The sequence below is a fragment of the Streptomyces sp. NPDC057963 genome, assembly GCF_042887155.1.
In the GTDB taxonomy this organism is placed as follows: Bacteria; Actinomycetota; Actinomycetes; order Streptomycetales; family Streptomycetaceae; genus Streptomyces.
Genome location: NZ_JBHVPX010000017.1, coordinates 1 through 21,768, shown reverse-complemented (window position 1 = coordinate 21,768; position 21,768 = coordinate 1). Strand labels below are relative to the sequence as shown.

General features: G+C 68.0%; 17 protein-coding genes and 4 pseudogenes. 9 read left to right on the top strand and 12 right to left on the bottom strand.

Annotation, left to right across the window (positions count from 1 at the left end; genetic code table 11):
* Positions 1-114: 114 nt before the first annotated feature.
* Together ACFVT1_RS31185 and ACFVT1_RS31180 are read right to left on the bottom strand one after the other, a co-directional pair.
* On the bottom strand, positions 115-837 hold the full coding sequence (locus tag ACFVT1_RS31185) for a response regulator (RefSeq protein ID WP_389801326.1): 723 nt from the start codon (positions 835-837) through the stop codon (positions 115-117).
* A complete protein-coding gene (locus ACFVT1_RS31180) occupies positions 834-2,060 on the bottom strand; it encodes a sensor histidine kinase (RefSeq protein WP_389801323.1) in 1,227 nt (408 codons plus the stop codon). The genes ACFVT1_RS31185 and ACFVT1_RS31180 overlap by 4 nt, the downstream gene beginning before the upstream one ends.
* Before the next feature lie 274 nt (positions 2,061-2,334).
* Here ACFVT1_RS31180 and ACFVT1_RS31175 point away from each other — a divergent pair, with 274 nt between their 5' ends.
* Complete coding sequence (locus ACFVT1_RS31175; RefSeq protein WP_389801320.1) at positions 2,335-4,548, top strand: MMPL family transporter; 2,214 nt, start codon at positions 2,335-2,337, stop codon at positions 4,546-4,548.
* Between the two features lie 337 nt (positions 4,549-4,885).
* Entirely contained in the window at positions 4,886-6,625 is a 1,740-nt protein-coding gene (locus tag ACFVT1_RS31170) for an alpha/beta hydrolase (protein ID WP_389801317.1), read from the top strand.
* Positions 6,626-6,697: 72 nt separating this feature from the next.
* Here ACFVT1_RS31170 and ACFVT1_RS31165 read toward each other — a convergent pair whose 3' ends face one another.
* On the bottom strand, positions 6,698-7,159 hold the full coding sequence (locus ACFVT1_RS31165) for a hypothetical protein (RefSeq protein ID WP_389801314.1): 462 nt from the start codon (positions 7,157-7,159) through the stop codon (positions 6,698-6,700).
* A gap of 469 nt (positions 7,160-7,628) precedes the next feature.
* Between ACFVT1_RS31165 and ACFVT1_RS31160 the strand changes: the two genes are divergently transcribed.
* From ACFVT1_RS31160 to ACFVT1_RS31150, 3 genes are read left to right on the top strand one after another with little or no spacing between them, the layout of a single operon-like run.
* The gene (locus tag ACFVT1_RS31160; protein ID WP_389801311.1) at positions 7,629-8,354 is read left to right on the top strand and encodes a FadR/GntR family transcriptional regulator; all 726 of its coding nucleotides are present in this window, start codon (positions 7,629-7,631) and stop codon (positions 8,352-8,354) included.
* A 46-nt stretch (positions 8,355-8,400) separates the two neighbouring features.
* Positions 8,401-9,600, top strand: coding sequence for a CynX/NimT family MFS transporter (locus ACFVT1_RS31155; protein WP_389801308.1), 1,200 nt, complete (start codon positions 8,401-8,403; stop codon positions 9,598-9,600).
* On the top strand, positions 9,597-10,712 hold the full coding sequence (locus tag ACFVT1_RS31150) for a hypothetical protein (protein WP_389801305.1): 1,116 nt from the start codon (positions 9,597-9,599) through the stop codon (positions 10,710-10,712). Before ACFVT1_RS31155 ends, ACFVT1_RS31150 begins: the two co-directional genes overlap by 4 nt.
* Positions 10,713-11,183: 471 nt before the next feature.
* On the opposite strand, the gene ACFVT1_RS31145 is transcribed toward ACFVT1_RS31150, so the two are convergent.
* Genes ACFVT1_RS31145 through ACFVT1_RS31135 form a run of 3 tightly spaced genes read right to left on the bottom strand, consistent with a single transcriptional unit; the run spans position 11,184 to position 11,817 of the window.
* Positions 11,184-11,426, bottom strand: coding sequence for a hypothetical protein (locus ACFVT1_RS31145; RefSeq protein ID WP_389801303.1), 243 nt, complete (start codon positions 11,424-11,426; stop codon positions 11,184-11,186).
* A 25-nt stretch (positions 11,427-11,451) separates the two neighbouring features.
* Positions 11,452-11,637: an NUDIX domain-containing protein gene (locus ACFVT1_RS31140; RefSeq protein WP_389801301.1), complete on the bottom strand. Its 186-nt coding sequence runs from the start codon at positions 11,635-11,637 to the stop codon at positions 11,452-11,454.
* Positions 11,638-11,646: 9 nt separating this feature from the next.
* Positions 11,647-11,817 carry a hypothetical protein gene (locus ACFVT1_RS31135; protein ID WP_389801299.1) on the bottom strand — a complete coding sequence of 57 codons (171 nt, stop codon included), beginning with the start codon at positions 11,815-11,817 and terminating at the stop codon, positions 11,647-11,649.
* Positions 11,818-12,202: 385 nt separating this feature from the next.
* On the opposite strand from ACFVT1_RS31135, the pseudogene ACFVT1_RS31130 reads away from it, so the two are divergent.
* Positions 12,203-12,474 (top strand): annotated as a pseudogene (locus tag ACFVT1_RS31130) (hypothetical protein); the annotation flags it as partial.
* A gap of 46 nt (positions 12,475-12,520) precedes the next feature.
* Here the strand turns inward: ACFVT1_RS31130 and ACFVT1_RS31125 are convergent.
* The 3 genes and pseudogenes from ACFVT1_RS31125 to ACFVT1_RS31115 form a co-directional block, all read right to left on the bottom strand.
* On the bottom strand, positions 12,521-13,903 hold the full coding sequence (locus tag ACFVT1_RS31125; RefSeq protein WP_389801297.1) for a carotenoid oxygenase family protein: 1,383 nt from the start codon (positions 13,901-13,903) through the stop codon (positions 12,521-12,523).
* A 31-nt stretch (positions 13,904-13,934) separates the two neighbouring features.
* A complete protein-coding gene (locus tag ACFVT1_RS31120; RefSeq protein ID WP_389801296.1) occupies positions 13,935-14,546 on the bottom strand; it encodes a TetR/AcrR family transcriptional regulator in 612 nt (203 codons plus the stop codon).
* A gap of 67 nt (positions 14,547-14,613) precedes the next feature.
* A pseudogene (locus ACFVT1_RS31115) lies at positions 14,614-14,802 on the bottom strand (transposase); the annotation flags it as partial.
* A 62-nt stretch (positions 14,803-14,864) separates the two neighbouring features.
* On the opposite strand from ACFVT1_RS31115, the pseudogene ACFVT1_RS31110 reads away from it, so the two are divergent.
* Positions 14,865-16,056, top strand: a pseudogene (locus ACFVT1_RS31110) (IS3 family transposase).
* A gap of 41 nt (positions 16,057-16,097) precedes the next feature.
* On the opposite strand, the gene ACFVT1_RS31105 reads toward ACFVT1_RS31110, so the two are convergent.
* Entirely contained in the window at positions 16,098-16,577 is a 480-nt protein-coding gene (locus tag ACFVT1_RS31105) for an SRPBCC family protein (RefSeq protein ID WP_389801293.1), read from the bottom strand.
* 46 nt (positions 16,578-16,623) lie between these two features.
* Here ACFVT1_RS31105 and ACFVT1_RS31100 point away from each other — a divergent pair, with 46 nt between their 5' ends.
* The gene (locus ACFVT1_RS31100; RefSeq protein ID WP_389801291.1) at positions 16,624-17,232 is read left to right on the top strand and encodes a TetR/AcrR family transcriptional regulator; all 609 of its coding nucleotides are present in this window, start codon (positions 16,624-16,626) and stop codon (positions 17,230-17,232) included.
* Between the two features lie 502 nt (positions 17,233-17,734).
* Entirely contained in the window at positions 17,735-18,727 is a 993-nt protein-coding gene (locus ACFVT1_RS31095) for a hypothetical protein (RefSeq protein WP_389801289.1), read from the top strand.
* Here the strand turns inward: ACFVT1_RS31095 and ACFVT1_RS31090 are convergent.
* Both ACFVT1_RS31090 and ACFVT1_RS31085 read right to left on the bottom strand, forming a co-directional pair.
* Positions 18,699-19,747 (bottom strand): annotated as a pseudogene (locus ACFVT1_RS31090) (ISAzo13 family transposase); the annotation flags it as partial. The gene ACFVT1_RS31095 and the pseudogene ACFVT1_RS31090 overlap by 29 nt on opposite strands.
* Before the next feature lie 161 nt (positions 19,748-19,908).
* The gene (locus ACFVT1_RS31085; protein ID WP_389801286.1) at positions 19,909-21,597 is read right to left on the bottom strand and encodes an ISAzo13 family transposase; all 1,689 of its coding nucleotides are present in this window, start codon (positions 21,595-21,597) and stop codon (positions 19,909-19,911) included.
* Positions 21,598-21,768 lie beyond the last annotated feature (171 nt).

Below are 21,768 nucleotides of genomic sequence, written 5' to 3'. Positions count from 1 at the left end.
CCCGCCCTCGCGGCGGGAGAAGTCGGCCGCGTAGGAGTTTCGGGAGGCCCTGCCGATGGCCCGGCCCTCCTCGACACCACCCTGTGCAAGCAGTGAGCGCACCGGTCGGCCCGGCTATGGGGTGTTTCCGTCGCCGCGCGGGTTGCCGGTTGCCGCGCGGGCGGTGACCAGCCCCGATTCGTAGGCCGCGATGACCGCCTGGGCGCGGTCACGGACGTCGAGCTTGCCGAAGATGCTGGTGATGTAGTTCTTGACCGTGGAGACGCTGATGTGCAGGTCGTGGGCGATCTCGGCGTTGTCGAGACCGGTGGCCATCAGACGCCACACCTCGACCTCCCGGGGTGTGAGTTCGCCCAGGTCGGTGGGGAGTGGCTGCGACGCGCCGTGAGGGGCCCGTACGTAGGTGGAGATCAGCCGGGTGAGCAGACGCGGCGCGACGACGGCCTCGCCTGCGTGGACGGTGCGGATCGCCGCGCTCAGGTCCTCCGGCGAGCTGTCCTTGGGCAGGAACCCGCAGGCTCCGGCGCGCAGGGCACCCACGACGTACTCGTCCATGTCGAAGGTGCTGAGGGCCAGGACCCGGCAGCCGGGCACGGTGGCGGTGAGTTCCCCGGTCGCGCCGACACCGTCGAGGACGGGCATCCGGATGTCCATCACCACGACGTCGGGGCGCAGCCGGCGGGCGAGGGCGACAGCCTGCGCGCCGTCCTCGGCCTCTCCCACGACCTCGAAGGACGGGTCGGGGGAGAGGATCAGCGACAGGCCGCGCCGGACCAGCGGCTGGTCGTCCGCGATCAGCACTCTGATCCTCGGTGTGTTCGGCCGGGTCCCGGTCATCGGTGTGCCCCCTCGTGCTGGACGGCTGCTTCGGCCGCCTCGTCCGTGGTCAGCGGCAGGTCGGCCACCACTGCGAACCCACCGTCGGCCTGCGGGCCGACGGCGAGGGTGCCGCCGTGCAGGGCGACGCGCTCGCGCATGCCGATCAGGCCGTAACCGCCCGAGCCCACCGATGTCGCCCCCTCCTGCGGCGGTGTGCTCCCACCGTCGTCCCGCACTTCGACGGTGACCCGATCCTGGCGATACGTCAGCCGTACGGACGCGCGGGCGGGCCCCGCGTACTTGCGGGCGTTGGTAAGGGCTTCCTGGGTGATCCTGAACACCGTGAGGCCGACGGTCGGCGGCAGCGGGCGCTGGGGCCCGTGGACGCTGAACTCGGTCGGCAGTCCGGCAAGGCGGGATTCGGCCACCAGACGGTCGAGGTCGTCGACGCCCGGCTGGGGCTGCGACGGCGCGGACTCCGGTTCGTCACCGGCCCGCAGCACATCGAGGAGCTGGCGCATCTCGCGCAGGGCGAGCCGCCCGGAGGATTCCAGAGTGACCAGGGCGTCCCGGACCACCTCCGGTCGGGCGAGGTTGGCCCGGGCTCCGCCGGCCATCAGCTGCATGGTGGTGATGTGATGGGCCACGATGTCGTGCAGCTCCCGTGCGATGCGGCGGCGTTCGTCGGCCACCGCACGGTCGGCGAGGAGTCTGCGGTTCGCCGCCACCTCCCGCTGCCAGCGGTTGACCGCCATGGCGGTGCCGACGACGATCAGGGCGGAGAGGGGCGTGACAGCGGCGTCCTGCCAGGGCGGAATCCGGCCGTGGCTCTGGCTCAGCAACGTCAGCGACACCGTCGCGACGGCCGCGACCGCTGTCACCGGGCCGGTGCAGGCCCTGGCGACCGAGTACAGGGCGACCAGCAGGACGGCACCGAAGTGTCTGGGCAGCGGCGCGGTCAGGGTGGCTGTCGTATCGAGTGCCAGTACGGCAGCGAGCGCCACCACCGGGTGGCTGCGCCGGACGAGCAGCGGCAGGGCTGCCAGCGCGACGAGGAGGAACCCGGCCACGCTCACGGCGTATCGGCCGTCGGGGTCGTCGAAGAACACGTAGCTGAGCAGGTTCATCGCGCAGGCCCCGCCGGTCACGAGCGCGTCGTTGCGGGACCACGGCGGCCCGGCGCTGTCGATGTGCAGCGGCTCCCGGGCATCGCCGGGCCCGACGTGTCGGCGCCTGCGCATGTCTGTTCTCCCTGTGTCCGGCCTTACGGCCTCCGGTACAGAGTTGCACAGCAGATGCAGCACTGGTGGCAGCACCGTCGGCGGCAGCTCGCGGCCCGCGACCGGGATGGGGACCAGGACCTGGGTCCTGGTCCCGGGCCGGGGCAGGACCCAGGGCCCCGGCCCGGATCATCCGCTGCCAGGACGCTTCCCGGCCCCTCGGGGTGATGGTCTGGATACCGGCCGGGAGCCCCCGGCAGACGTCCGCATGCAAGTCCGTCCGCCGGAGGACATCGTGATCCGCGCCCTGACCGGATACTCCACCAGACACCCGTGGAAAGTCATCGCCCTCTGGGCGGTGCTGGGTGTCGTGCTGAGCGCCCTGGCCCCGACACTGATCGGCCGCGTCACCCAGAACCAGACCGGGGATTTCCTGCCCAGGAGCTACGACTCGGCCGCCGCTCTGGAGATCGCCGAGGAACAGTTCGGGGTGAACCCCGACGCCACCACCGTGACGATGCTGGTCGCCCGGTCCGACGGCAAGGCTCTCGGCGCCGCCGACCAGAAGCGGGTCGAGGCCGAGGCGGCGAAGCTGGCGCAGCGCCGGGTGATCATGCCCAGGGAGGACGACAGACCGAAATTCCTGGTCCCGGACCGCTCCCAGACACCCCGGATCGCCCCGGCGACGGTGGCACCCGACCGGAGTTTCGAACTGCTCTCCGTCGAGCTGATCGGGAACCGTACGGACAAGGGGGTCCAGGGCGTCTACCGGGCCTTCCGGGACGCAGCCCGGACGCAGTTCTCCGAGGCGGGGATGCGCACCGGCTTCACCGGAAGTCTCGCCGACACCGTCGACACCACCGATTCCCACGAGACCGCCGCGAAGGTCGGGGGCGCCCTCCTCATGGGGCTCATCCTGCTGATCAACGTGTCGGTGTTCCGCAGCGTGCTGGCGGCCCTGCTGCCGCTGGTCGCGGTCGCCATGATCATCGGCGTGGCGGGGGGAGCCGTCGCGGGTGCCGCGATACTCACCGGGCGCAAGCTCGACGCGGGCACCCCTGATCTGATCAGCGTGGTCCTGCTCGGCATCGGCATCGACTACCTGCTGTTCCTGCTGTTCCGCTTCCGCGAGCAACTGCGCGCCCGGCCGGAGCAGTCCGCCCGCGAGGCGGCCGGGCAGGTCTCGGGACGGGTGGGCACCGCGATCACCTCGGCGGCGCTGACCATCGTGGCCGGGTTCGCCACGCTGGGCGTGGCGACCTTCGGCCAGTTCCGCTCGCTGGGCCCCGCCATCGCCGTCGCGGTCCTGGTGATGCTGCTCGGCAGCCTCACCCTGCTGCCGGCGCTGCTCGCGGCCGCCGGGCGCAAGATGTTCTGGCCCTCCAAGGCCCTTGGCCACGAGCCCGATGAGGGCCGTGCCGCCCGCTTCGGGGCGCGGGTCGCACGACGACCGATGACGATGACGTTCGCCTCCGTCGCCCTGCTTGCCGCGCTGGCCGCCGGGCTGATCGGGATCCGCATGGACTACGGCCAGGGCAACGCCGCTGCCAAGACCCCTGCGGCGGCCACCGCGACCGAGATATCCCGTGCGCTGCCGGCCGGAGTGTCGGACCCGACGAGCGTCTTCGTCACCGCCACGGACGGCGGCACCCTCACCGCAGGCCGGCTCGACGGCCTCTCCCGTGCTCTCACCCAGGTCAAGGGCGTGGGCCAGGTCGCACGGACCGTCCTGAACAAGGACCACCGCGCCGCTCGGATCGACCTCTACCCGACCGCGGACCCGCAGAGTCAGCAGGCCCGCGACCTGGCCTCCGGACCCGTGCGGGCAGCGGTCGCCCAGCACACACCCGCCGGAACGACGGCACACGTGGGCGGAACGGCGGCGATCTACGCCGACATCTCCACCGCCGTCGACCACGACCTGAAGATCGTGTTCCCGGTCGCGGCCGCACTGATCGCGCTGATCCTCCTGCTGCTCCTGCGCAGCCTGCTCGCACCGTTGATCCTGATGCTCTCCGTCGGGCTCGGCTTCGCCGCCACCCTCGGCGCCGCCACCCTGCTCTTCCAGCACGTCCTCGGCAAGCCGGGCGTCAACTTCTCCCTCCCGCTCGTGCTGTTTCTGTTCGTCGTGGCACTGGGCACCGACTACAACATCCTGATCAGCGACCGGATCCGGGAGGAAATGCAGCGACCGGGCCCGGCCCGCGCCGCCGTGGCCCGCGCGGTGCAGCACACGACACCGGCCATCGCGACCGCAGGTCTGGTCCTTGCCGGCTCCTTCGCCACCCTCGCCACGACCCCGGGCAACGAGCAGACCGCCTTCGCAATGACGCTCGGAATCCTGCTCTCCGCGCTCGTCCTCTCGCTGGTGCTGGTCCCCGCCCTTGCCGCACTCCTCGGACGGAGCATCTGGTGGCCGGTCCGCCCACGGCCCACCAAGGGCGGCCACCCGCAGCACCGTGCGAACGCACCTGCCCCGGAACCCGACCGGGTCATGATGGCGGACTGACCGAACGGCTCGGGTGACCCGTGAGCACCTCATCTGTCCGGCGTGGCCTCGCATGGTTGAGCGTGCGCACCCGTGACAGCCACCCGATGTTTCAAGAGCCGTCAGAAACACCCTGGAAGCCCACTGGAAATCTTGAAATCGCGCCCGGCCCAGGCAGGTTTGCCCCGATCGATATTCAGGGGCGAAGCGGTTGAGTCAGGCAGTCAGAACAAGATCCTCACCGGACTTCCAGGTCCACAGCAACGAGGTGCCTGGTACCGAGCCGAAGCCGACTTCCGCGCCGCCCTGGACATCGCGTTCCGCGCCACCGACCGTACCCGCCAACCCAAGGAGACCTGTGACCGTCCTCAGCCCCACCGCGCGGCGCGCCTCCGCCGCGAGCCTCACCCTCGCCGCCTGCTTCATCACTTCCCCCGCCCTGGCCTCAGCTTCGGAGGCCCCCGCCAAGAACGGCACCGGAGCCGGGCTCCACCAGTACTACCGGCAACACCTCGGCTGGGGCAGCTGCGTCACGGGCCCCGTCGACACGACGGGCCGCGATCTGGACAAGGCCGGTGTGCAGTGCGCGGACGTCACCGTGCCGCTCGACTACGCCCACCCCGCAGGGCGCACGATCACCCTCGCGATATCCAGGCTCAAGGCCACTGACACCCGCCACCGCATCGGATCGATCCTGCTGAACAACGGCGGGCCAGGAGGACCTTCCGTGCAGTCGCCGCCGGACGTCCGCAAGGCGATGAAGGACGTCGGCGCGCGCTACGACATCGTCGGCTTTGACCCGCGCTTCGTCGGCCGCAGCACCCCGCTGGACTGCGGCTGGCCCGTCGGCACGTCCTGGTTCTCGGCCGGCACCAGCCGGGCGAGCTTCGAGCGCCAGGTCGCCCTCCAGAAGAGCCTTGCCAAGAAGTGCCGCACCCATGACGCCTCCGTGCTGCCGTACATCAGTACCCGCAACACGGCCCGTGACATGGATGTCGTCCGCGGAGCGCTCGGCGAGCGGAAGATCTCCTACCTCGGTTACTCGTACGGCACCTACTTGGGCACGGTTTACACCCAGATGTTCCCCGGCCGCTACGACCGCGTCGTGCTCGACGGCGCGGTCGCCCCCGCCGACTACGGCCCCCGCCTGACGAAGGGCACCGAGCGCGCGAGCGAGAAGGCGCTGTCCGCCTGGGCCGCGTGGGCGGCGGACCACGACGCCGAATACGGCCTCGGCCGCACCCGCGCCCAAGTGCTCACCACCGTCGACCGCGTCCTCAAGGCGTCCGCCGGCGGCCCGCTGACCGTCGGCACCGGCCCGGACACCTTCCGGATCGACGACACCCAGGCGCCGGTCCTCCTCTACTCCGGCATCGGGGACGACACCGACCCGACCCGGGCGTTCCTCGCCGAGCAGCTGGCCGTGCTGAGTAGGGCCGCACGGGGCACGGCGCCGACGCCGCTCTCGCCGGAGTTCGCCGCGACGCTCCGGTACCTACTGCACGGCGCGACCGAACCGTCGGGAGTCCAGGCCGCGGTCCTCTGCGGGGACGTGGCCGCCCCGCGCGACCCCGAGGTCTACTGGCGCGACATCGAACGCAGCCGGGCCGCGCACCCGGTGTTCGGACCAATGACCAACAACATCGGCCCCTGCGCCTTCTGGGACCGGCCCCGCGAGGAACCCACCCAGGTGCGCCGCGACGCCCTGGTACTGATCGTGGCAGCCACCGGCGACCCCCGCACCACCTACAAGAGCAGCGTGACCCTGCACGAGCAACTGCCCGGCTCCAAGCTGCTCACCCTCAAGGGTGCCAACCGGCACGCCCTCTTCGGCCGCTACGGCAACGCCTGCGTGGACGACGAGGTCAACAGGTACCTGGCCACCGGCAAACTGCCGACGGAGAATCAGACTTGCGTCAAGCGCGCCGGCGAGGCGTCTTCGTCGGATTTGATGACGACGAAGGCGTTGTCCGCGCCGATGGGGGCGTCGATCAGCATCAACACCGCGGCGATCACTGGTGTATCCGCCGCGCTGATCGCCGCTGGTGGCGGCACCGCCGTCGTAGTACGCCGCCGCAAGACCCGCCGCGCCGCCTGAGCGGAACCGGCGCAACTCAGGGGCGGCATCCCCTCGGCGGGGTGCCGCCCTTCGCCGGCGTCTGGCCCACCGTCATCCGCCCCCAACCCCCGAACCGTTCCCGCAGCATCCGGATCTCGGTATCGGCCAGCACTCCGAACCAGCCAGGGAGCACTGCGACCACTGAACCGTTCCGGGTTTGATCGAGGCTCGGTGTCCTGCGACGCGCCGGCGGCGACTGGACGACCGCCGGCACACGCATCCAGGTCCGCAGCGTCTCGGGCCGACGTTCAGATCAGCCGCGACGTGGAAATAGCCGACGTCCAGGCACCGACTGCAGCCGACCTGCGACGTGACGGCCATGTGCGCGAACGGCTTCAGGCCCGGGCCGACCGCGTCCCACGCCCCCACCCTGGCTCCGAACTCCAGGTTGTCCTGGGTTGCTCGGGGGCTCTGCCACAGCACCTCGACGTTCTCGGGCACGACGCCCAGCTGCTTGATCGTGTTCTCCTTGAGCTCGATGGGGAGCTCGGCCTTCGGCAGGCGCAGCGTCATGCTGTCTCTCCTTGCTATGCGCCCCTTGTGGGGCTGTTCGGCATGAAGACACCGCCCGGCCCACGCATGTGACAACCACCGCCGCCCCGGCGTGCCCCGGCCGGGCTGCTGTTCTTGCTCGTACATGGCGTTCTGCACCCAGGCCGTATCAGCCATCGCGGGCGGCGTGAACAGGCTATCGCCGCAGGGCTCCAGCAGTCAGTCCGTCGTACCGGACGGCGCGAGCGGCCACAGGCCTGACAAGAGGTTCGATTCATCGGGCATGTGTTCATGAACCCCGTTGCGGCGCCGGACCCCTGCGAGGGGCCGGCGATGCCGCCGCCCCGGCCGCGTGGGCACGTTCCCGTGTGCCTGGCTGGGCACCGAGAGGTGTACGTCGGCCGCACATCGCGTGATGTGACGTAGGTCACCCTGCCGCATGGGAGGCGTCATGTGTTTATCTACAGCTGTCCAACATTTGGAGGTTTGCATGGAGGGGTTGAGAGAGCCGCGCCGTGCCGCGACCCTGTCCGCCCAGGCCGCTGATCAACTACGGGAGCAGATCGCCTCCGGCCGCTGGCCGGTCGGTAGTCGCATACCTCCCGAACACGAGTTGGTCGCGATTCTCGGGATCAGTCGCAACACCGTGCGAGAGGCCTTGCGCGCTTTGGTGCATCTGGGCCTGCTGGAAGCCCGTGCCGGAGACGGCACCTACGTCCGGGTCGCCAGCGAGTTGGAGGCAGTGCTGGTGCGCAGGGCGGCAACGGCACACCTGTCCGATGTCTTCGAGCTGCGCGCGGTATTGGAGGAGCATGCTGCGGGGCTGGCCGCGCGGCGTCGGACGAGCGCAGACGTGAAGCGATTGCGGGAGCTGCTGCACAAGGCGCAGGAGACCAACTGTGCCGGTGAGATGACCGCGTTGGCTGACCTCGATGGCTCATTCCACCTGGCGGTGGTGGAAGCCGGCGGGAACGGGTTGCTTGCCGAGGTCTACAAGCACTTGGGGAGCGCGCTGGCCGCAGCGGTCGCCGGGCTGACCTGGGGCAGGGATATCGCCGCCGAACACGACCACTGGCACACCACCCTCGTAGAGGCCATTGCGGCGGGAGATGCGGCGACTGCCCGCTCCGCCGCCTCCGCGCTCGTGCAGATCAGCCGTCGCGCAGCGCTGGGGCAAGAGGGGGTGCATGAGCGTGACTGTTCCGAAAGGCGCTGACGCTCCCGGGGCCGAATCCGACGGTCGCCGGGGCGGAGCGCCTCGCGTGGGGTTGCTCCTGGTTGGGATCTTGCTTGTTGCGGCGAATCTGCGGGCGCCGCTGACAGGTGTCGGCTCGGTGCTGCCGATGATCGAACACGACACCGGCTTGTCCAGCACCGCGGCAGGACTGCTCAATGCTTTGCCACTACTGGCTTTCGCGGCCACGTCACCGCTGGTGGGCAGGAGTGCGCAGCGCCACGGAACCGAGCGTGTCTTGTGCATCGCTTTGCTGGTGCTGACGGTCGGCATTGTGCTGCGCTCGCTGCCAGGCGTGGTGACCTTGTTCGTCGGCACCGTGGTCATGGCAGCAGCGATCGCCTACGGCAACGTGCTGCTGCCCTCGCTGGTCAAGAGCACTGTTCCCGAACGGCGGATCGCCGCAGTCACCGGGCTCTACGTCACTGTCATGGGGTTGATAGCCGCGGTCTCCTCCGGGGTGTCCGTGCCCCTGGCTGACCATCTTCCCGGAGGATGGCATACCGCGTTGGGCTGCTGGGCGGTGCTGGCGCTACTCGGGGTCCTGGCCTGGGCACCGCAACTGGCCCGTCGCCGGCCCGTAACATCCACCGCCCCCGGAGCGGCGCAGGCGCATACTCTGTGGCGTTACCCACTGGCCTGGCAGGTCAGTGCGTTCATGGGACTGCAGTCCCTCGGTTTTTACACCACGATCGCGTGGTTGCCCAGCATCGTGCACGATCACGGCGCCTCCGAAGGCGCCGCCGGCTGGCAGCTGTTCCTGCTCCAGGTGACCGGTCTGGTCTCCAGCAGTACTGTGCCGATACTCGCCCGACGACTCACTGACCAACGGCTGCTGGCCGTCAGCGGTTCATTGATGTGCGCCACCGGATACCTGGGGCTGCTCCTGGCCCCCGAGATGGCGACCGCGTGGAGTGTGCTGATCGGCCTTGGCGGCGGCGCCTGCCTGGTGTTGGCGCTGACGTTCCAAGGCCAGCGTGCGGCCGACGCGTCCCAGGCCGCCGCGCTGTCCGGCATGGCCCAAAGCGTCGGCTACCTCCTAGCCGCCGTTGGGCCCCTGCTGTTCGGCTCAGCCCACGACCTCGCCGGTGGGTGGACTGTCCCGCTCGGCCTTCTTGTCGCGCTGACCCTCGTTCAGGGCCTCTTCGGCCTTGGAGCTGGTCGCGCCGTCCGCCTCCCGCAATCAACGACTGCCCAGCCGGCACCGGAAAGGACTCGATCCGCATGAACGGAACGACCTGCTTCAGTTACTTGGACACTCCCATGGCAGCACCGCTGTCCATCACCGAACTCATGCCCGGCGCCTATAACGTCATGGAGTACACCGCCGTTGCCGCCGGCGAACAGGTGCTGATCCTGACGGAGAACTCGGTGGACCCTGTGGTGGTGCAGGCACTGGCGGCAGCAGCCGCCTATCGCAACGCCGAGGTGCACGTTCTGGCCGTTCCCCCGTTCAGCGCGGGTGGCTGGGACTCCGAGCGGCCGTCACCAATGCTGTCGGCCATCCACGCCGAGGCTGATGTGGTGCTCTCCTGCACATGGTGGGGTGAGGTGCACAGCGACCGCTTGTTCTTCGACGAGGTTGCCAAGCGCAAGGCCCGGTTCCTCTCACTGCACCAGACCGCGACCGCATCGGCTCTGGCCACCGGTGCCCGCTTCCCGCTGGAGCTGTATTTCGCCTTGGAAGCCAAGGCGACCGCACAACTCGCCGCAGCCAGCGAGATCCGGGTAACCACCGCTGCAGGCACCGATGTGACCTTCCGTGACTTCGCCACCAGTGGCCATCACGCTCCTCTCATCGCTGGAATGTGGCGGCCCTTCCCTTACGGTGGCGTCAACTTCTACCCCAACCGCACCGACGGGCTGCTGGTCATCGAGGAGTCCACGGTCACCGGCACACCGGCCGAGCCCACCACGATCGAACTCACCAACAACGTGGTAACAGCGATCGAGGGCGCGACTGCCGCCACCGAGCTACGTCACTATTCACCAAGGGGCTACTACCTGCGGCACGCCCTGATCGGACTCAACCCGAAAGTGCGCTCAAGCGGTGGCACCCAGTTCGAACGGGAGAAGCACGCCGGTGCGTTCTACCTTGGCCTGGACGCCCTGACCGAGGAGGGGGAGCCTGACCGCAGCGGGCCAGGACACGCCCACTGCGACTGCCAGTTCGACAAGCCGACCATCACCATTGACGGCACACCCTTTATTGAAGACGGCCGCCTCCGCCTTCTCGAAGATCCCGAAATCCGCGAACTGGCCGCACGTTTCGGTCCCGCCGATGTGCTCCTCGATTCCAATCCCCGAATGGTGCTGCCTGCCAGATACACACGGCATTAACTAACCCCCTGCGGTAGCCCCAAGCCATTGTGTATGGCTGCCGAGGCTGAACTCTTGTCCGCATCGACGTCCAAGGAAACCCAACTCGTCCTGGACGCCCTGGACATGGGCCTTGGGGAACGCGACCGCGAGGGCCACCCCTCGCGGTCGCGTTGCTGGCCGGCCTGACGCCCCTTCGACCGAACAAGCAGGAACACGCAACTCGGGTGACCACTGCCCGGCACGAAACCCACACCGCCGAATTGCGATTCTCGTGCTCTGCCCGTGGGCCCGTGCGTAGCGCCCAGCACAGAACACGCCGTGCCTTGTGCAGGGCTTGCGAGGCAAAGGATGTCACGGCGGGCACAACCTCACTACGGTGGTCGGGGCGGGCGGGTGTCAACCGCGGATACGGGCCTGTCGGGTCAGCCGACCGTGTTGAGCGTTCCCGCATGGCCGAGCTGATGCTGCGCCGGACGAATGTGCTGCTGGTCACCATCCGATTCCCTCGGCGGGGATATCAGTGATGGGGGACGGTGCTGCGAGCGGGATGCCCCATTGCTCGTGGGCCAGGCGGGCGGCTTGGGCCGCCTGTTGGCAGCCCTGGTCGCCCCAGCCGAGGAGCGCGGCGGCCTGCTCGGGGGTGGCCAGGAGCCGGGCGTACCGGCGGCCGCTGGCAGGGTCGATCGCGGACGGGCCGACTGCTGTGATCGGCGCTGCCCATCGCAGCCGCACACATTCGCCGATGCCGCCATAGACATCACCGGTGGCGTCGTAAACCCATCCCAGCCGTTCGGCCTTTCCCCGGGGCCAGGGTCAGTTGTGCTTCTTCGGCGGCCTCGCGTACCAGGGCGGCTTCCGGGGATGCGCCTGTGGCTTCGACCGTGCCGCCGGGCAGTATGGCCAGCGGCAGGCACCTGTCGACGGCGTTGCTGGACGAGACCACGCTGAAGGACTACGGGCGGGCAGTCGGTCGGCTGGACGCCCATCTGTCCAGGCTGGGCAGCGATGTGCTGTCGGCGGTGGAGTCGGATCTCGTGTCGTACCGCGACCAGCGGACCGGCTCGGCGAAGTCGGCGCCGGGCAGGCCGCGCCAGCCGTCGGTGGTGGCGGGAGTGGAACGCATGCGATGGGTCTCCTTGAGGTCTCAACGGGGCCGGTGCATCGAGAGTTTGAGGTCGCCTGGTGGGCCCGGGGCAGGTGAGGTGGCCAGCCAGCCGTCCAGGCGCGCGGGCCGGATGCCGGCGAGTTCGCGGCCCGCGGGGTCGCGGGCTTCTCCTCCGGCGGCGTGGACAGTCAGCGCGGCCGCGGCGCAGTCCCAGGGCGCAGCGCTGCCCCGGGCCGCGGGAAGGTAGTCGGCGGCCCCGGCCGGAGACCCGTGCCACGACGAGCTTCGTGCCCAGGCGGGGCCGGCCGGTTCTGCCTGCTACCGGGTCCGGCGCGGGCCGTGGTGCCGGCAGGATCCGGGTGCGCACGTCGGTGAAGCCAGCGTCCCGCCAGGTGCCGGCCGGCGTGCTTGGCCGCCTCGTCTTCCCGAGCAGCCCATCTTCTGCCCGGTCTTCAACGAGGACTACACGATCAGGATCGCGAGGGACTGGAACGTGAGGCACGACGGAGCCGGGTTCGTCACGCGGTTCGAGGTCGAGTCGGAGTTCCTGCGTCGCTACCCCGTCCAGCAGGCCGGCGGGCGGACGATCCTTGAGCTGTGGATCCCCGCCGAAGAGCTCGGCGATTCAGCGCTCACATCGTCGGCGAGATCCAACTGGTCCGCGAATTCCGGTAATTCGTCGGCTTTGGAACGCCCGGTGGCCGGCCGGCCCGCCGGGCCGTCAGTCGGCTGCCGGGTGATCCGACCGGGTGTCCGGTACCCAGCTGCCGTGGAGTCCGAGGGGGACTCGTACTGGTAGGTGGATGACGGCGACCGGGTCCGCGGTGAAGTCCTGTGCGGAAAGGATCACCAGGTCGGCGACACCGCGTTCCGGGTTGTGGACGTATGCCATGATGTATCCGTCGTCCTCCGCGCTGGATGATTCGGCCGGAACGAACACGGCTTCGCCGACCGCGGCGTACCGACCGAACTCGTGGGCCTCGGTGGTACCGCGTTCCAGGTCGTGTTTGAGCAATGCGTTGCTGAAGCCCTCGTCCGGCCGGTAGTCGTCGGGTCCCGCGGGCGGCGCGTAGAGCTCGACGGCAGCGGCGTAGCCGTAGCGGTAGGGACGGGAGGTGTGCCGGGAATTGATTCGGGGGAAATCCTGGATGCGGTCATCCAGTTGGAGTTCCTGTACGACACCGGTGCTCAGGTCGATCGTCCAACGATGCGGAGTGGGGCGGCTGATGCCGACGTTCCTGATGTCGAAGCCCTCGGGCTGCCGGATGAAGTCGACGACGACCGTCGAACCGTCCTCATAGGCGTTGAGGGTGTGGCCCACCATGCTCGGTGCGACCTCGAACCAACGCACCGGGCCGCCCTCGCGGGGCATCAGCCCGACCCGGGCCCGGCGGTCGTGGTCCCACCGGAAGGGGATTCCGGTGGTGAGGTGGGCGGGGCTGAAGACGACCGGTGAGTCGAAGAGGATCACGTGGTGCTCGGTGAGCGCGAAGTCATGCATGTACGGGTTGCCGGGCACGGGGATCGTGGTGGTCCGGAGCACCTTGGTGGTGTCGTCCATGACTATGTGCTGGACGTTGTCGGAGCCGTAGAGGAATGCGAGTGAGTGCAGCTCACGGGTACGAGGGTCGAAGATCGAGTGGGCGTTGGCGCTGAAGCCCTCGGTGGTCGCTCCGAGGTCGCAGGGACCGATCGTGTCCAGCTCGTAGGTGAGTTCGTACGGACGGATGCCGCCTTCGATGAGAGTGAACGTACGGTCCGCGAAGCCCACGACGTGGACGTTCGGGGCGAAGTCCATCCGGTGGTCGACGGGGGTTCCGCGGCGCGGCTCACCGAGCCGGTCGGCGACGGATGTGGAGCGGACCCAGCGGTTGCGGTACCACTCGGCGCGGCCGTCACGGATGCGGACGCCGTGCACCATGCCTTCGCCGAGGGTCCAGAGATGGGTCGCTGCGTCCTTCACCCCCAGCGGGTTGGGACCGGTACGCAGATAGCGGCCGTCGAGGTGCGCGGGTATGTGACCGGTGACGGGAAGATCGTGGGCCGTGATCTCTTGGGTGACGGGGGCGAAATTTCCAGCGAGGTAGCGGTTGACCGTAGTCATAAGGTCCGTCCTTGGATCGTGCGGGTGGCGTTCATGAGGTGCCTGCCTGGAGTCCCTGGCCCACGGCCTTCATCAGCGTTTCGTAGCGGCGGGTGGCGAGCTCCGGTGGGAAGTGCCCGGCGATCTCCAGGCTCACCGCTCCGTGTGCGGCGGCCCAGAAGATCTTCGAGATCTCGGTGGCGTCGCCCTTGGGGAAGATGCCGGCGTCGATGCATGCGGCGACCGCTTCGACCGAAGCGTCGAAGGCGGTTTCGGCCACGGCGAGAGCTTCGGCGCTCGGCTGGAATCCGGGCAGCGTCTGCTCGAACATCACCCGGTAGTAGGCGGGTTCGGCCAGTGCGTGCTCGCGGTATGCGGTGCCCAGGTTGTTGAGATGGGTCAATGGGTCGGCGGCGCGCTCGATGTTCTGCTGAGCGCGGCGCAGCCGGGCGAATCCCTCCCGGTAGAGGGCGTCGACGAGCCCTTCCTTGCCGCCGAACATGGTGTAGAGGACCTTGGTCGACGCTCCGATCTCGGCGGCGAGCCGTCGCATGGTCAGTTCAGAAGGGCCTCCTGCGATCAGGAGGTTGATGGCGCGGTCGAGGATCACGACGCGCACGGCTTCCTGGCCGAGGCGCTGGGCGTCCTGGTAGAGCCTGTTCATGGGTAACACTGTAACCGATGAGAAACGGCGTTATCAGCGGTCTGGGCGGCTGGCCTCTCAGGTCGTCGAGGTGGATCACGGCTTCGGAGCGGGTGGGCAGGGCTTCGTAGTCGCGGACCAGGCGGCGGTGAAACATCAGCCATCCGTGGGTTCGCTCGACGGCCCACCGCTTCGGGACGGGGGTGAAGCCCCTGGTCCCGGGCTTGCGTTGGGTGATTTCCATATCGATGCCCAGGGTCGCGGCGTGCTTGAGGTGACCCTTGTGGTGTGGACACACCTGACAACGGATCTTGTTGATCCTGGAAGGTGTAGATCTACGTGGCACGGCCCTCGAAGTACGGTGCGGAGTTCCGGCCTGACGCGATCGCGTTGTGGCGGGCTTCGGCCGGCAGGCGGACGTTCAAGGAGGTTGCGGCTGATCTGAACGTCACCCCCGAGACGCTGCGGACCTGGGTGCGTGATGTCGACGGTCGTCCAGTCGCCGTCGGCGCGTCGCAGGACACCGAGGCCGAGTTGGTCCGGCTGCGGGAGGAGAACGCGCGGCTGGCCAAGGCGGAGAAGGAATGGCAGCTGGAGCGGGAGATCCTGCGTCGGGCAGCGGCCTATTTCGCTCGGGAGATGAAGTGAAGGCCGCCGCTTGGGACTTCGTCTCCGCCCATGCCGAGATGTTCGGCATCAAGCGGATATGCCGGGTGCTGGAGGTCTCCCGCTCGGGCTACTACCGGTGGATCGCCGGCGCCGAGGCATGGGCGGGGCGGCAGTTCGAGGAGGACGCCCTGGTCGAGGAGATCCGCGAAGTCCATGCCGAACACCGCGGGAACTACGGCGCGCTTCGAGTCCATGCCGAACTGCGCGGCCTTGGCCACACGGTCAACCGCAAGCGCGTGGCCAGGCTGATGCGCAAGCACGGCATCGTCTGCCGTCACCTGCGGAAGAAGAAGCGCACCACGATCCCGGACCGCCTCGCGCCGCCGGTAGCGGACCTGGTCCAGCGGGACTTCACCGCCGGGACGCTGGACGAGAAGTGGTGCGGCGACATCACATACGTGCAGGTCGGATCCGCGTGGCTCTACCTTGCTTGCGACACCGATATCCGGTCGCGCCGAGTGCTCGGCTGGTCGATGGCCCCGCACATGCGGGCCGAGCTCGTCATCGACGCACTCCAGGCCGCGGTCGCGACCCGCGGCCGCGACGTCACTGGAGTGATCTTCCACGCGGACCGCGGATCGCAATACACCTCGGCCGCGTTCGCCCAGGTCTGCGACCTGCACGGCATCCGCAGAAGCATGAGCAGGGTCGGCTCCAGCTACGACAACGCCCTGGCCGAGAGTTTCTGGCAGGGACTGAAGCGAGAAACGACGTACCGGAGAGTGTTCGTGACGATGTCTCAGGCAAGGCTCTGATATTCCGGTGGCTCACCTACTACAACGCCCGACGCCGACACAGCGCGCTCTTCTACCTCTCCCCGATGGAATTCGAACAACACCACCACAGGACAGCTAAACTCTGACTCGCAGCATGAACCCCTGTGTCCACACTCTGGGGGCCACCTCAACCGGCGTCAGGATCCGGCAGTGCAGTGGACACGTGGCGAGCCAACTCGGTGGCCAGGCGTCGCATGACCGTGCGGTTGGCGCGCCGCATCGTGGCCCGGACAACGGGTGTCAGCAGGCGGTCGGCGAGTGGGGCGCGCGCCCAGGCGTACGTGAACGACACCTGACTCCCGCCGGTCCGCAGCGGTTCGATGGTGTAGGTGCCGTAGGTCAGACGTCGGCCGGCCGCGCTGACGTTCCGTTCGACAATGCGCCGCAGCGGGTCGGCCTTGACGACCTCGATGGTGACGTCGGTCTTCGTGCCGCCCAGCATGGCTGTGACCGTGGCGCACGATCCGATGCCGCGGCTGGGGCCGCTGTAGCGCCAGCCGGTCAGGTAGTGGTTGGTGAATCGCTCATGGTGAGCCATGACATTGAGGAAGTCGTAGACGTGTTTGGGCGTCTGCGGTACGTCGATCGACACGGTGACAGACTTCATGTACCACACGGTACATAGGGCATGTACCAATTGGTACACTCGCGACGTGGTGAAGACGAACGGCTCGCATCCTGAGGACGAGGCCGCGCCTGGCACGGACGGGGACCGGCGCGCTCAGCTGGTGAACGCTGCCGTCGACTACGTCGCGGCACACGGCATCGCGGACCTGAGCCTGCGCGGCCTGGGTGCCGCGATCGGCGTCAGTCACCGCATGCTGATCCACTATTTCGGCTCCAAGGAACGGCTGCTCATCGAGATCGTCCGGACGTCGGAGCAGCGCCAGCGTGATCTGCTGTCCCGGCTCCGCCTGGAATCCGGTCTCTCGCCAGCCGGTGCTGCGCGGTTTTTCTGGCAGCAGCTGACGGACCCTCGACTGGCCGGTCAGGAGCGGCTCTTCTTCGAAATCTGCGTGCGCGCGCTGCGGGGCCGCCGCGAGGCCGCCCCGGTCCTCGAAGGGCTCGTGAACGACTGGCTGGAGCCGCTCGTGGCCGCCGAGGTCGCCGCAGGGGCGGACCCTGCCGTGGCCCGGAACAGCGCCAGGCTGGGACTCGCCACTGTCCGCGGTCTGCTGCTCGACCTGCTCGCCACCGGTGACCGCGCCGGCGTCGACGCGGCGATGGAGGAGTTCCTCCGGCTGTACTACGGCTCGAAGTGACGGAGTCGCCGATCAGGCCAAGCGGCTGGGTCGGACGACGACCACCTTTCGAACAACGGTCGCCGAGGTAGACGCACGCCTCGACCTGCTTCGCAGGCTTTTTGAGACACATTCGAAGCGTCTGAAGAACCGTCCAGTTTGGGCTCGTACCACCAGTCCGGTCCGTCGTGCAGCGTCGGGGCTGCCTGGGCCAACGCCACCTTGATCGGGAACTCCACAGAACCGATCCTGCGAGGCCCGAGCCACGGCGGCACGCCGAACAGTCCGAACGACCTACGACACGATCGCCATTGGCCGCCCGACATCCGCCATCCGTTACGTCGGGGGCAAGAGCGGCCAGGCCTATGCCACAACCAACGCGGCATACGACAATCTCTACCGTGTCCTCAAGGAGCAGTACACGGTCAGCAAGTCCGAAGGCGCACTCGCTGGCACCGGCACCTGGACCATCAGCAACGCCTACAACCTCGACGGCACCCTCAAGAAGCGCGACATCCCCGCGATGGGCGGACTTGCCGCAGAAACCCTCAGCTACGGCTACACCGATCAGCGCCTCCCTAACACTCTCAACGGCCTGACCGGCATTGTCCGCAACACCGACTACCTGCCCGCCGGCGAGCAAATCCGCACCACCCTCGGTGTCTCATCCAGTGCCAAATGGACCGAGGTCAACAACTCATATGAGGACGGCACGAAATGCCTCGTCCGCCAAAGCGTGATCTCCGAATCTCACACCGGTACGGACTCTGACGCCAACTACCGCTATGACCAAGCGGGCAACCCCCTTGAGGTCGACGAACGCACCACATCACCAGGCGACAAGCAATGCTTCATCTACGACGGACACCGCCGCCTGAAGAGCGCCTGGACAGCCACCGGAGACTGCACGACCACGGAGCCCACCAAGGACAAGGTCGGCGGCCCGGCACCGTACTGGCAGTCCTTCACCTACGACTCCGCCAGCAACCGCAAAACAGCCACCGACCAGCTCGCCAATGGCGGACCAGCCACCACCTATACCTACAAGACAGCAGATCAGCCGCGTCCCCACGTACTCTCCTCGACAGAGACGAAGAACGCCAGCGGATCGACAGTCAGCAACAGCAGCTACACCTACGACGACGCAGGCAACACCCAAACCCGCGCCCTCAACAAGCAGACCCAAAACCTCGACTGGGGCCTTGAAGGCGACCTGTCCATGGTCACCGCAGTCGACAAATCCACGACATCATTCCTCAGCGATGCGGACGGCAACCGCCTGATCCGCCGCGACGCCACCGGGACCACCCTCTACCTGGGGGAGACCGAACTACGCCTGGACAAGGCCAGCAGCACAGTTGCGGTGACTCGCTACTACGTCCACGCCGAAAAGGCCATCGCCGTACGTACGCCGACAGGTCTGACCTGGATCGTCAGCGACCACAACGGCACAGGCAGCGCACAAATAGATGCCACCACCCAAGAGCTGTCGGTGACCTTGATGCCGGTGTCGTAGGTGCCCGGGTCGAGTTCGGCGTGAACTTTCAGCCCGGTGCGGGTTGTGGTCGCCGCGATGCTGTTCACGACGACGTCGTGGCTGGTCAGCGGGCGGCCGCGCCAGTTCATGGAGATGTGGGAGAACAGCCGGTGCTCGATCTTGTTCCACTTCGAGGTGCCCGGCGGCATGTGGCAGACCGTGATGTCCAGGCCCGTCTCGGCGGCCAGGGCTGCGAGTTCAGTTTTCCAGGCGCGGGTGCGGTAGCCATTGGAGCCGCCTGCGTCCGCAGCGATCAGCAGGCAGGTGGCGGTCGGATAGTCGTGCCGGCCTTGGGCCTGCCATCAACGTCGGATAGGGGCGACGGCGAACGGGGCAGTGTCGTGATCGGTGCCGACGCTGACCCATCCGGTGTTCGCTGCGACGTCGTAGATCCCGTACGGGATCGCCTTGCCCGGCCCCTGCCGGTCCAGGAAGTCATGGGTCTTGACCTGGGTCGGCATTCTCTTCGGATGCCACTCGCAGCCCCCGTTCTTGTACTGGCCGACCAGCTCCTTCTTCTTGGTGTCCACACTGATCACCGGGTCGTCGGCGCCCATATGCTCCTTGGCCCGGTCGTTGATGTAGCGGAACTGGGCATCCTGGTCGGGATGCTGGGTGCCCTCGATGGTCTTGGCGTTGGCCTGCAGACTGAAACCCTCCTCCCGTAGCAGGTCGGCGACGGTATCTGCAGAGGCGCGGTGACCCTGGCTCGTGAGCTCGTCGGCGAGTTTGCGCGTCGATTTCGTCGTCCATCGCAGCGGCGACATCGGATCCCCGCGCACGTCTGGCTCGACCAGCGCCAACAGCGCGGGCCGCAGTCCCGGATCTACCTCGACTGCCCGCTTGCGCCCGCCACCGGGACGGCGGACCCGACCCAGCGGTTCCGCCCCCCGCTTCCAACTCGTCAACACCCTTGCGAACGGTGGTCTCGCTGGCCTCGGCCGCCTGGGCGGCGGCCCGGATCCCGCCGTGCCCCAGAATTCGGGCTTCGGCGCCCATCAGCAGACGGCGCTGCCGCTCGTCCAGATGTGGGAACAACTCCTCAAACTTCACCGCGAGTTGGCCACGGGCCTCGTTGGATATGCGCGTACCACACCAACGAGCCGAACCACGGGAAGCAACACCTTGATTCTCTGCGAGCCCTTAGGGCGTGCAGATCTTTAACTCGTCTTTTTGATCTTGGTTGAGGTGGGGTCGGGAGCGAGGAACGTCGTGATGTCTGCTGGTGTGCGGAAGCGGGCGGTGGAGGCATTGATGCGATGGCCGTGTGCTTCCAGGAGTGGGCGGACTTCCTGACTCGACCGGCAGATGGTCATCGCGGTGACGCCGAAGAGCTGGCCGAGGAGGTCCATGGTCGCGAGTTTGCGCAGGTGGAGCACGGTGGCCAGGATCCGGTCGGCTGGGGTGAGCTTGGCTTTGGCACCTGTGCCAGGGGCGACCAGGCGCTCGTGACCGCGACGTGTGCGGAGCACTTGCTCGCGTTGAACCTCCAGCGCGGGAGTCAGGGCGTCGATGAGCTCACTGAGCCGTTGGCGGGTCATACTGGTCAGTTCTGGGTCCTGCAGCAAACGCCGCGTGAGGCGAGGCGGTCTGCTCGCCGGGGCCTGGTCTGACGTGCTGTCGGTCGTCGCCGCCTCCATCGGATGCTGAGGATGGAGGGTGTAGTTCCAGTCGCCGTGGAAGCGGTGCCGGGTGATCGGCAGGGCTGCGATTTCGTCGTCGCTGACCTGGATGCCGGTGGGGTACGGGTTGGTGTCGAGTTCGGCGTGCACGGTCAGGCCGGTTTTGGTGGTCGCCGCGATGCTCTCGACGATGACTTCGTGACTGGTCAGGGGCCTTCCACGCCAGTTCATGGTGATGTGGGAGAACAGCCGGTGCTCGATCCGGTTCCACTTCGAAGTGCCAGGAGGCAGGTGGCAGACGGTGACCGCCAGACCGGCCTCAGCAGCGAACCGGGCGAGTTCGGTCTTCCAGGTGCGGGTGCGATACCCGTTGGAGCCGCCCGCATCGGCGGTGATCAGCAGCCGGCCGGCCGTCGGGTAGGTGGCCCGCCCGGCTCCGTTCCACCAGCGGCGGATCGACTCGACAGCGAACGCGGCGGTGTCGTGGTCGGTGCCCACGTTGACCCAGCCGGTGTTCGCGGCGACGTCGTAGATGCCGTAGGGCACCGCTCTGCCCAGCATGGGGTCGGGGAAGTCGTGGGTGTCGACTCGCACCGGCTCGCCTCTCGGCTCCCATTCACGGCCGTTGTTCTTGAACAGGCCGACCAGTTCCTTCTTCTTCGTGTCCACGCTGATCACCGGAGCCCCGCAGTCCTGGTGGTCGCGGGCCTGCTCGTTGAGGTAGTGGAACTGTGCGTCCCGGTCGGGATGCTGCTTGCCTTCCAGCGCCTTGGCGTTGCTCTGCAGGCTGAAGCCCTCCTCGCGCAGGAGGTCGCCCACCGTGTCGGCGGAGATCCGGTGGCCTTGCTGGGTCAGCTGCTCGGCGAGCTTGCGGGTGGATTTGGTGGTCCAGCGCAGCGGCGACATGGGATCTCCGCGGACGTCGGGCTCGACCAGTATGAGTAGTGCCTCCCGAACGGCTGGGTTCCGGTCGACGACCCGTTTGCGGCCGGCGCCGGGCCGGCGGATGCGTCCCAACGGGGCCTCTCCGGCGTCGAGATCCCGCACCCCGGCAGACACAGTGGCCTCACGAACACCGGCGGCACGGGCGACTGCTCTGATCCCGCCGTGGCCGAGGGAATGGGCCTCCGCCCCTATCAGCAGGCGACGCTGCCGCTCGTCGAGGTGCGGCAGAATCGCCTCGAACTTGGCTGCCAGCACGGCCCGTTGCCCATCCAACCCGCTCATGCCAGACCAACGAACCACCTAACGGAAAGCCACGAGTTAAAGATCTGCACGCCCTTACGAGCTGGTGCGTGATAGTGGGTGATGTGTTCTTGCTGGTGGGTGGCATGATCCGGATGTGGCGATCATGCTCAGTCGGACGGTTCTCGCGCATCAGGTGTTCACAGGGGTCTC

Bases quoted from the DNA above. Each gene is read 5' to 3' on its own strand.
- ACFVT1_RS31125 (WP_389801297.1), bottom strand. From the start codon at position 13,903: ATGACTACGGTCAACCGCTACCTCGCTGGAAATTTCGCCCCCGTCACC.
- ACFVT1_RS31105 (WP_389801293.1), bottom strand. From the start codon at position 16,577: ATGAAGTCTGTCACCGTGTCGATCGACGTACCGCAGACGCCCAAACAC.
- ACFVT1_RS31185 (WP_389801326.1), bottom strand. From the start codon at position 837: ATGACCGGGACCCGGCCGAACACACCGAGGATCAGAGTGCTGATCGCG.
- ACFVT1_RS31150 (WP_389801305.1), top strand. From the start codon at position 9,597: ATGAACGGAACGACCTGCTTCAGTTACTTGGACACTCCCATGGCAGCA.
- ACFVT1_RS31120 (WP_389801296.1), bottom strand. From the start codon at position 14,546: ATGAACAGGCTCTACCAGGACGCCCAGCGCCTCGGCCAGGAAGCCGTG.
- ACFVT1_RS31095 (WP_389801289.1), top strand. From the start codon at position 17,735: ATGGGCGGACTTGCCGCAGAAACCCTCAGCTACGGCTACACCGATCAG.
- ACFVT1_RS31085 (WP_389801286.1), bottom strand. From the start codon at position 21,597: ATGAGCGGGTTGGATGGGCAACGGGCCGTGCTGGCAGCCAAGTTCGAG.
- ACFVT1_RS31135 (WP_389801299.1), bottom strand. From the start codon at position 11,817: ATGCGTTCCACTCCCGCCACCACCGACGGCTGGCGCGGCCTGCCCGGC.
- ACFVT1_RS31180 (WP_389801323.1), bottom strand. From the start codon at position 2,060: ATGCGCAGGCGCCGACACGTCGGGCCCGGCGATGCCCGGGAGCCGCTG.
- ACFVT1_RS31160 (WP_389801311.1), top strand. From the start codon at position 7,629: ATGGAGGGGTTGAGAGAGCCGCGCCGTGCCGCGACCCTGTCCGCCCAG.
- ACFVT1_RS31165 (WP_389801314.1), bottom strand. From the start codon at position 7,159: ATGACGCTGCGCCTGCCGAAGGCCGAGCTCCCCATCGAGCTCAAGGAG.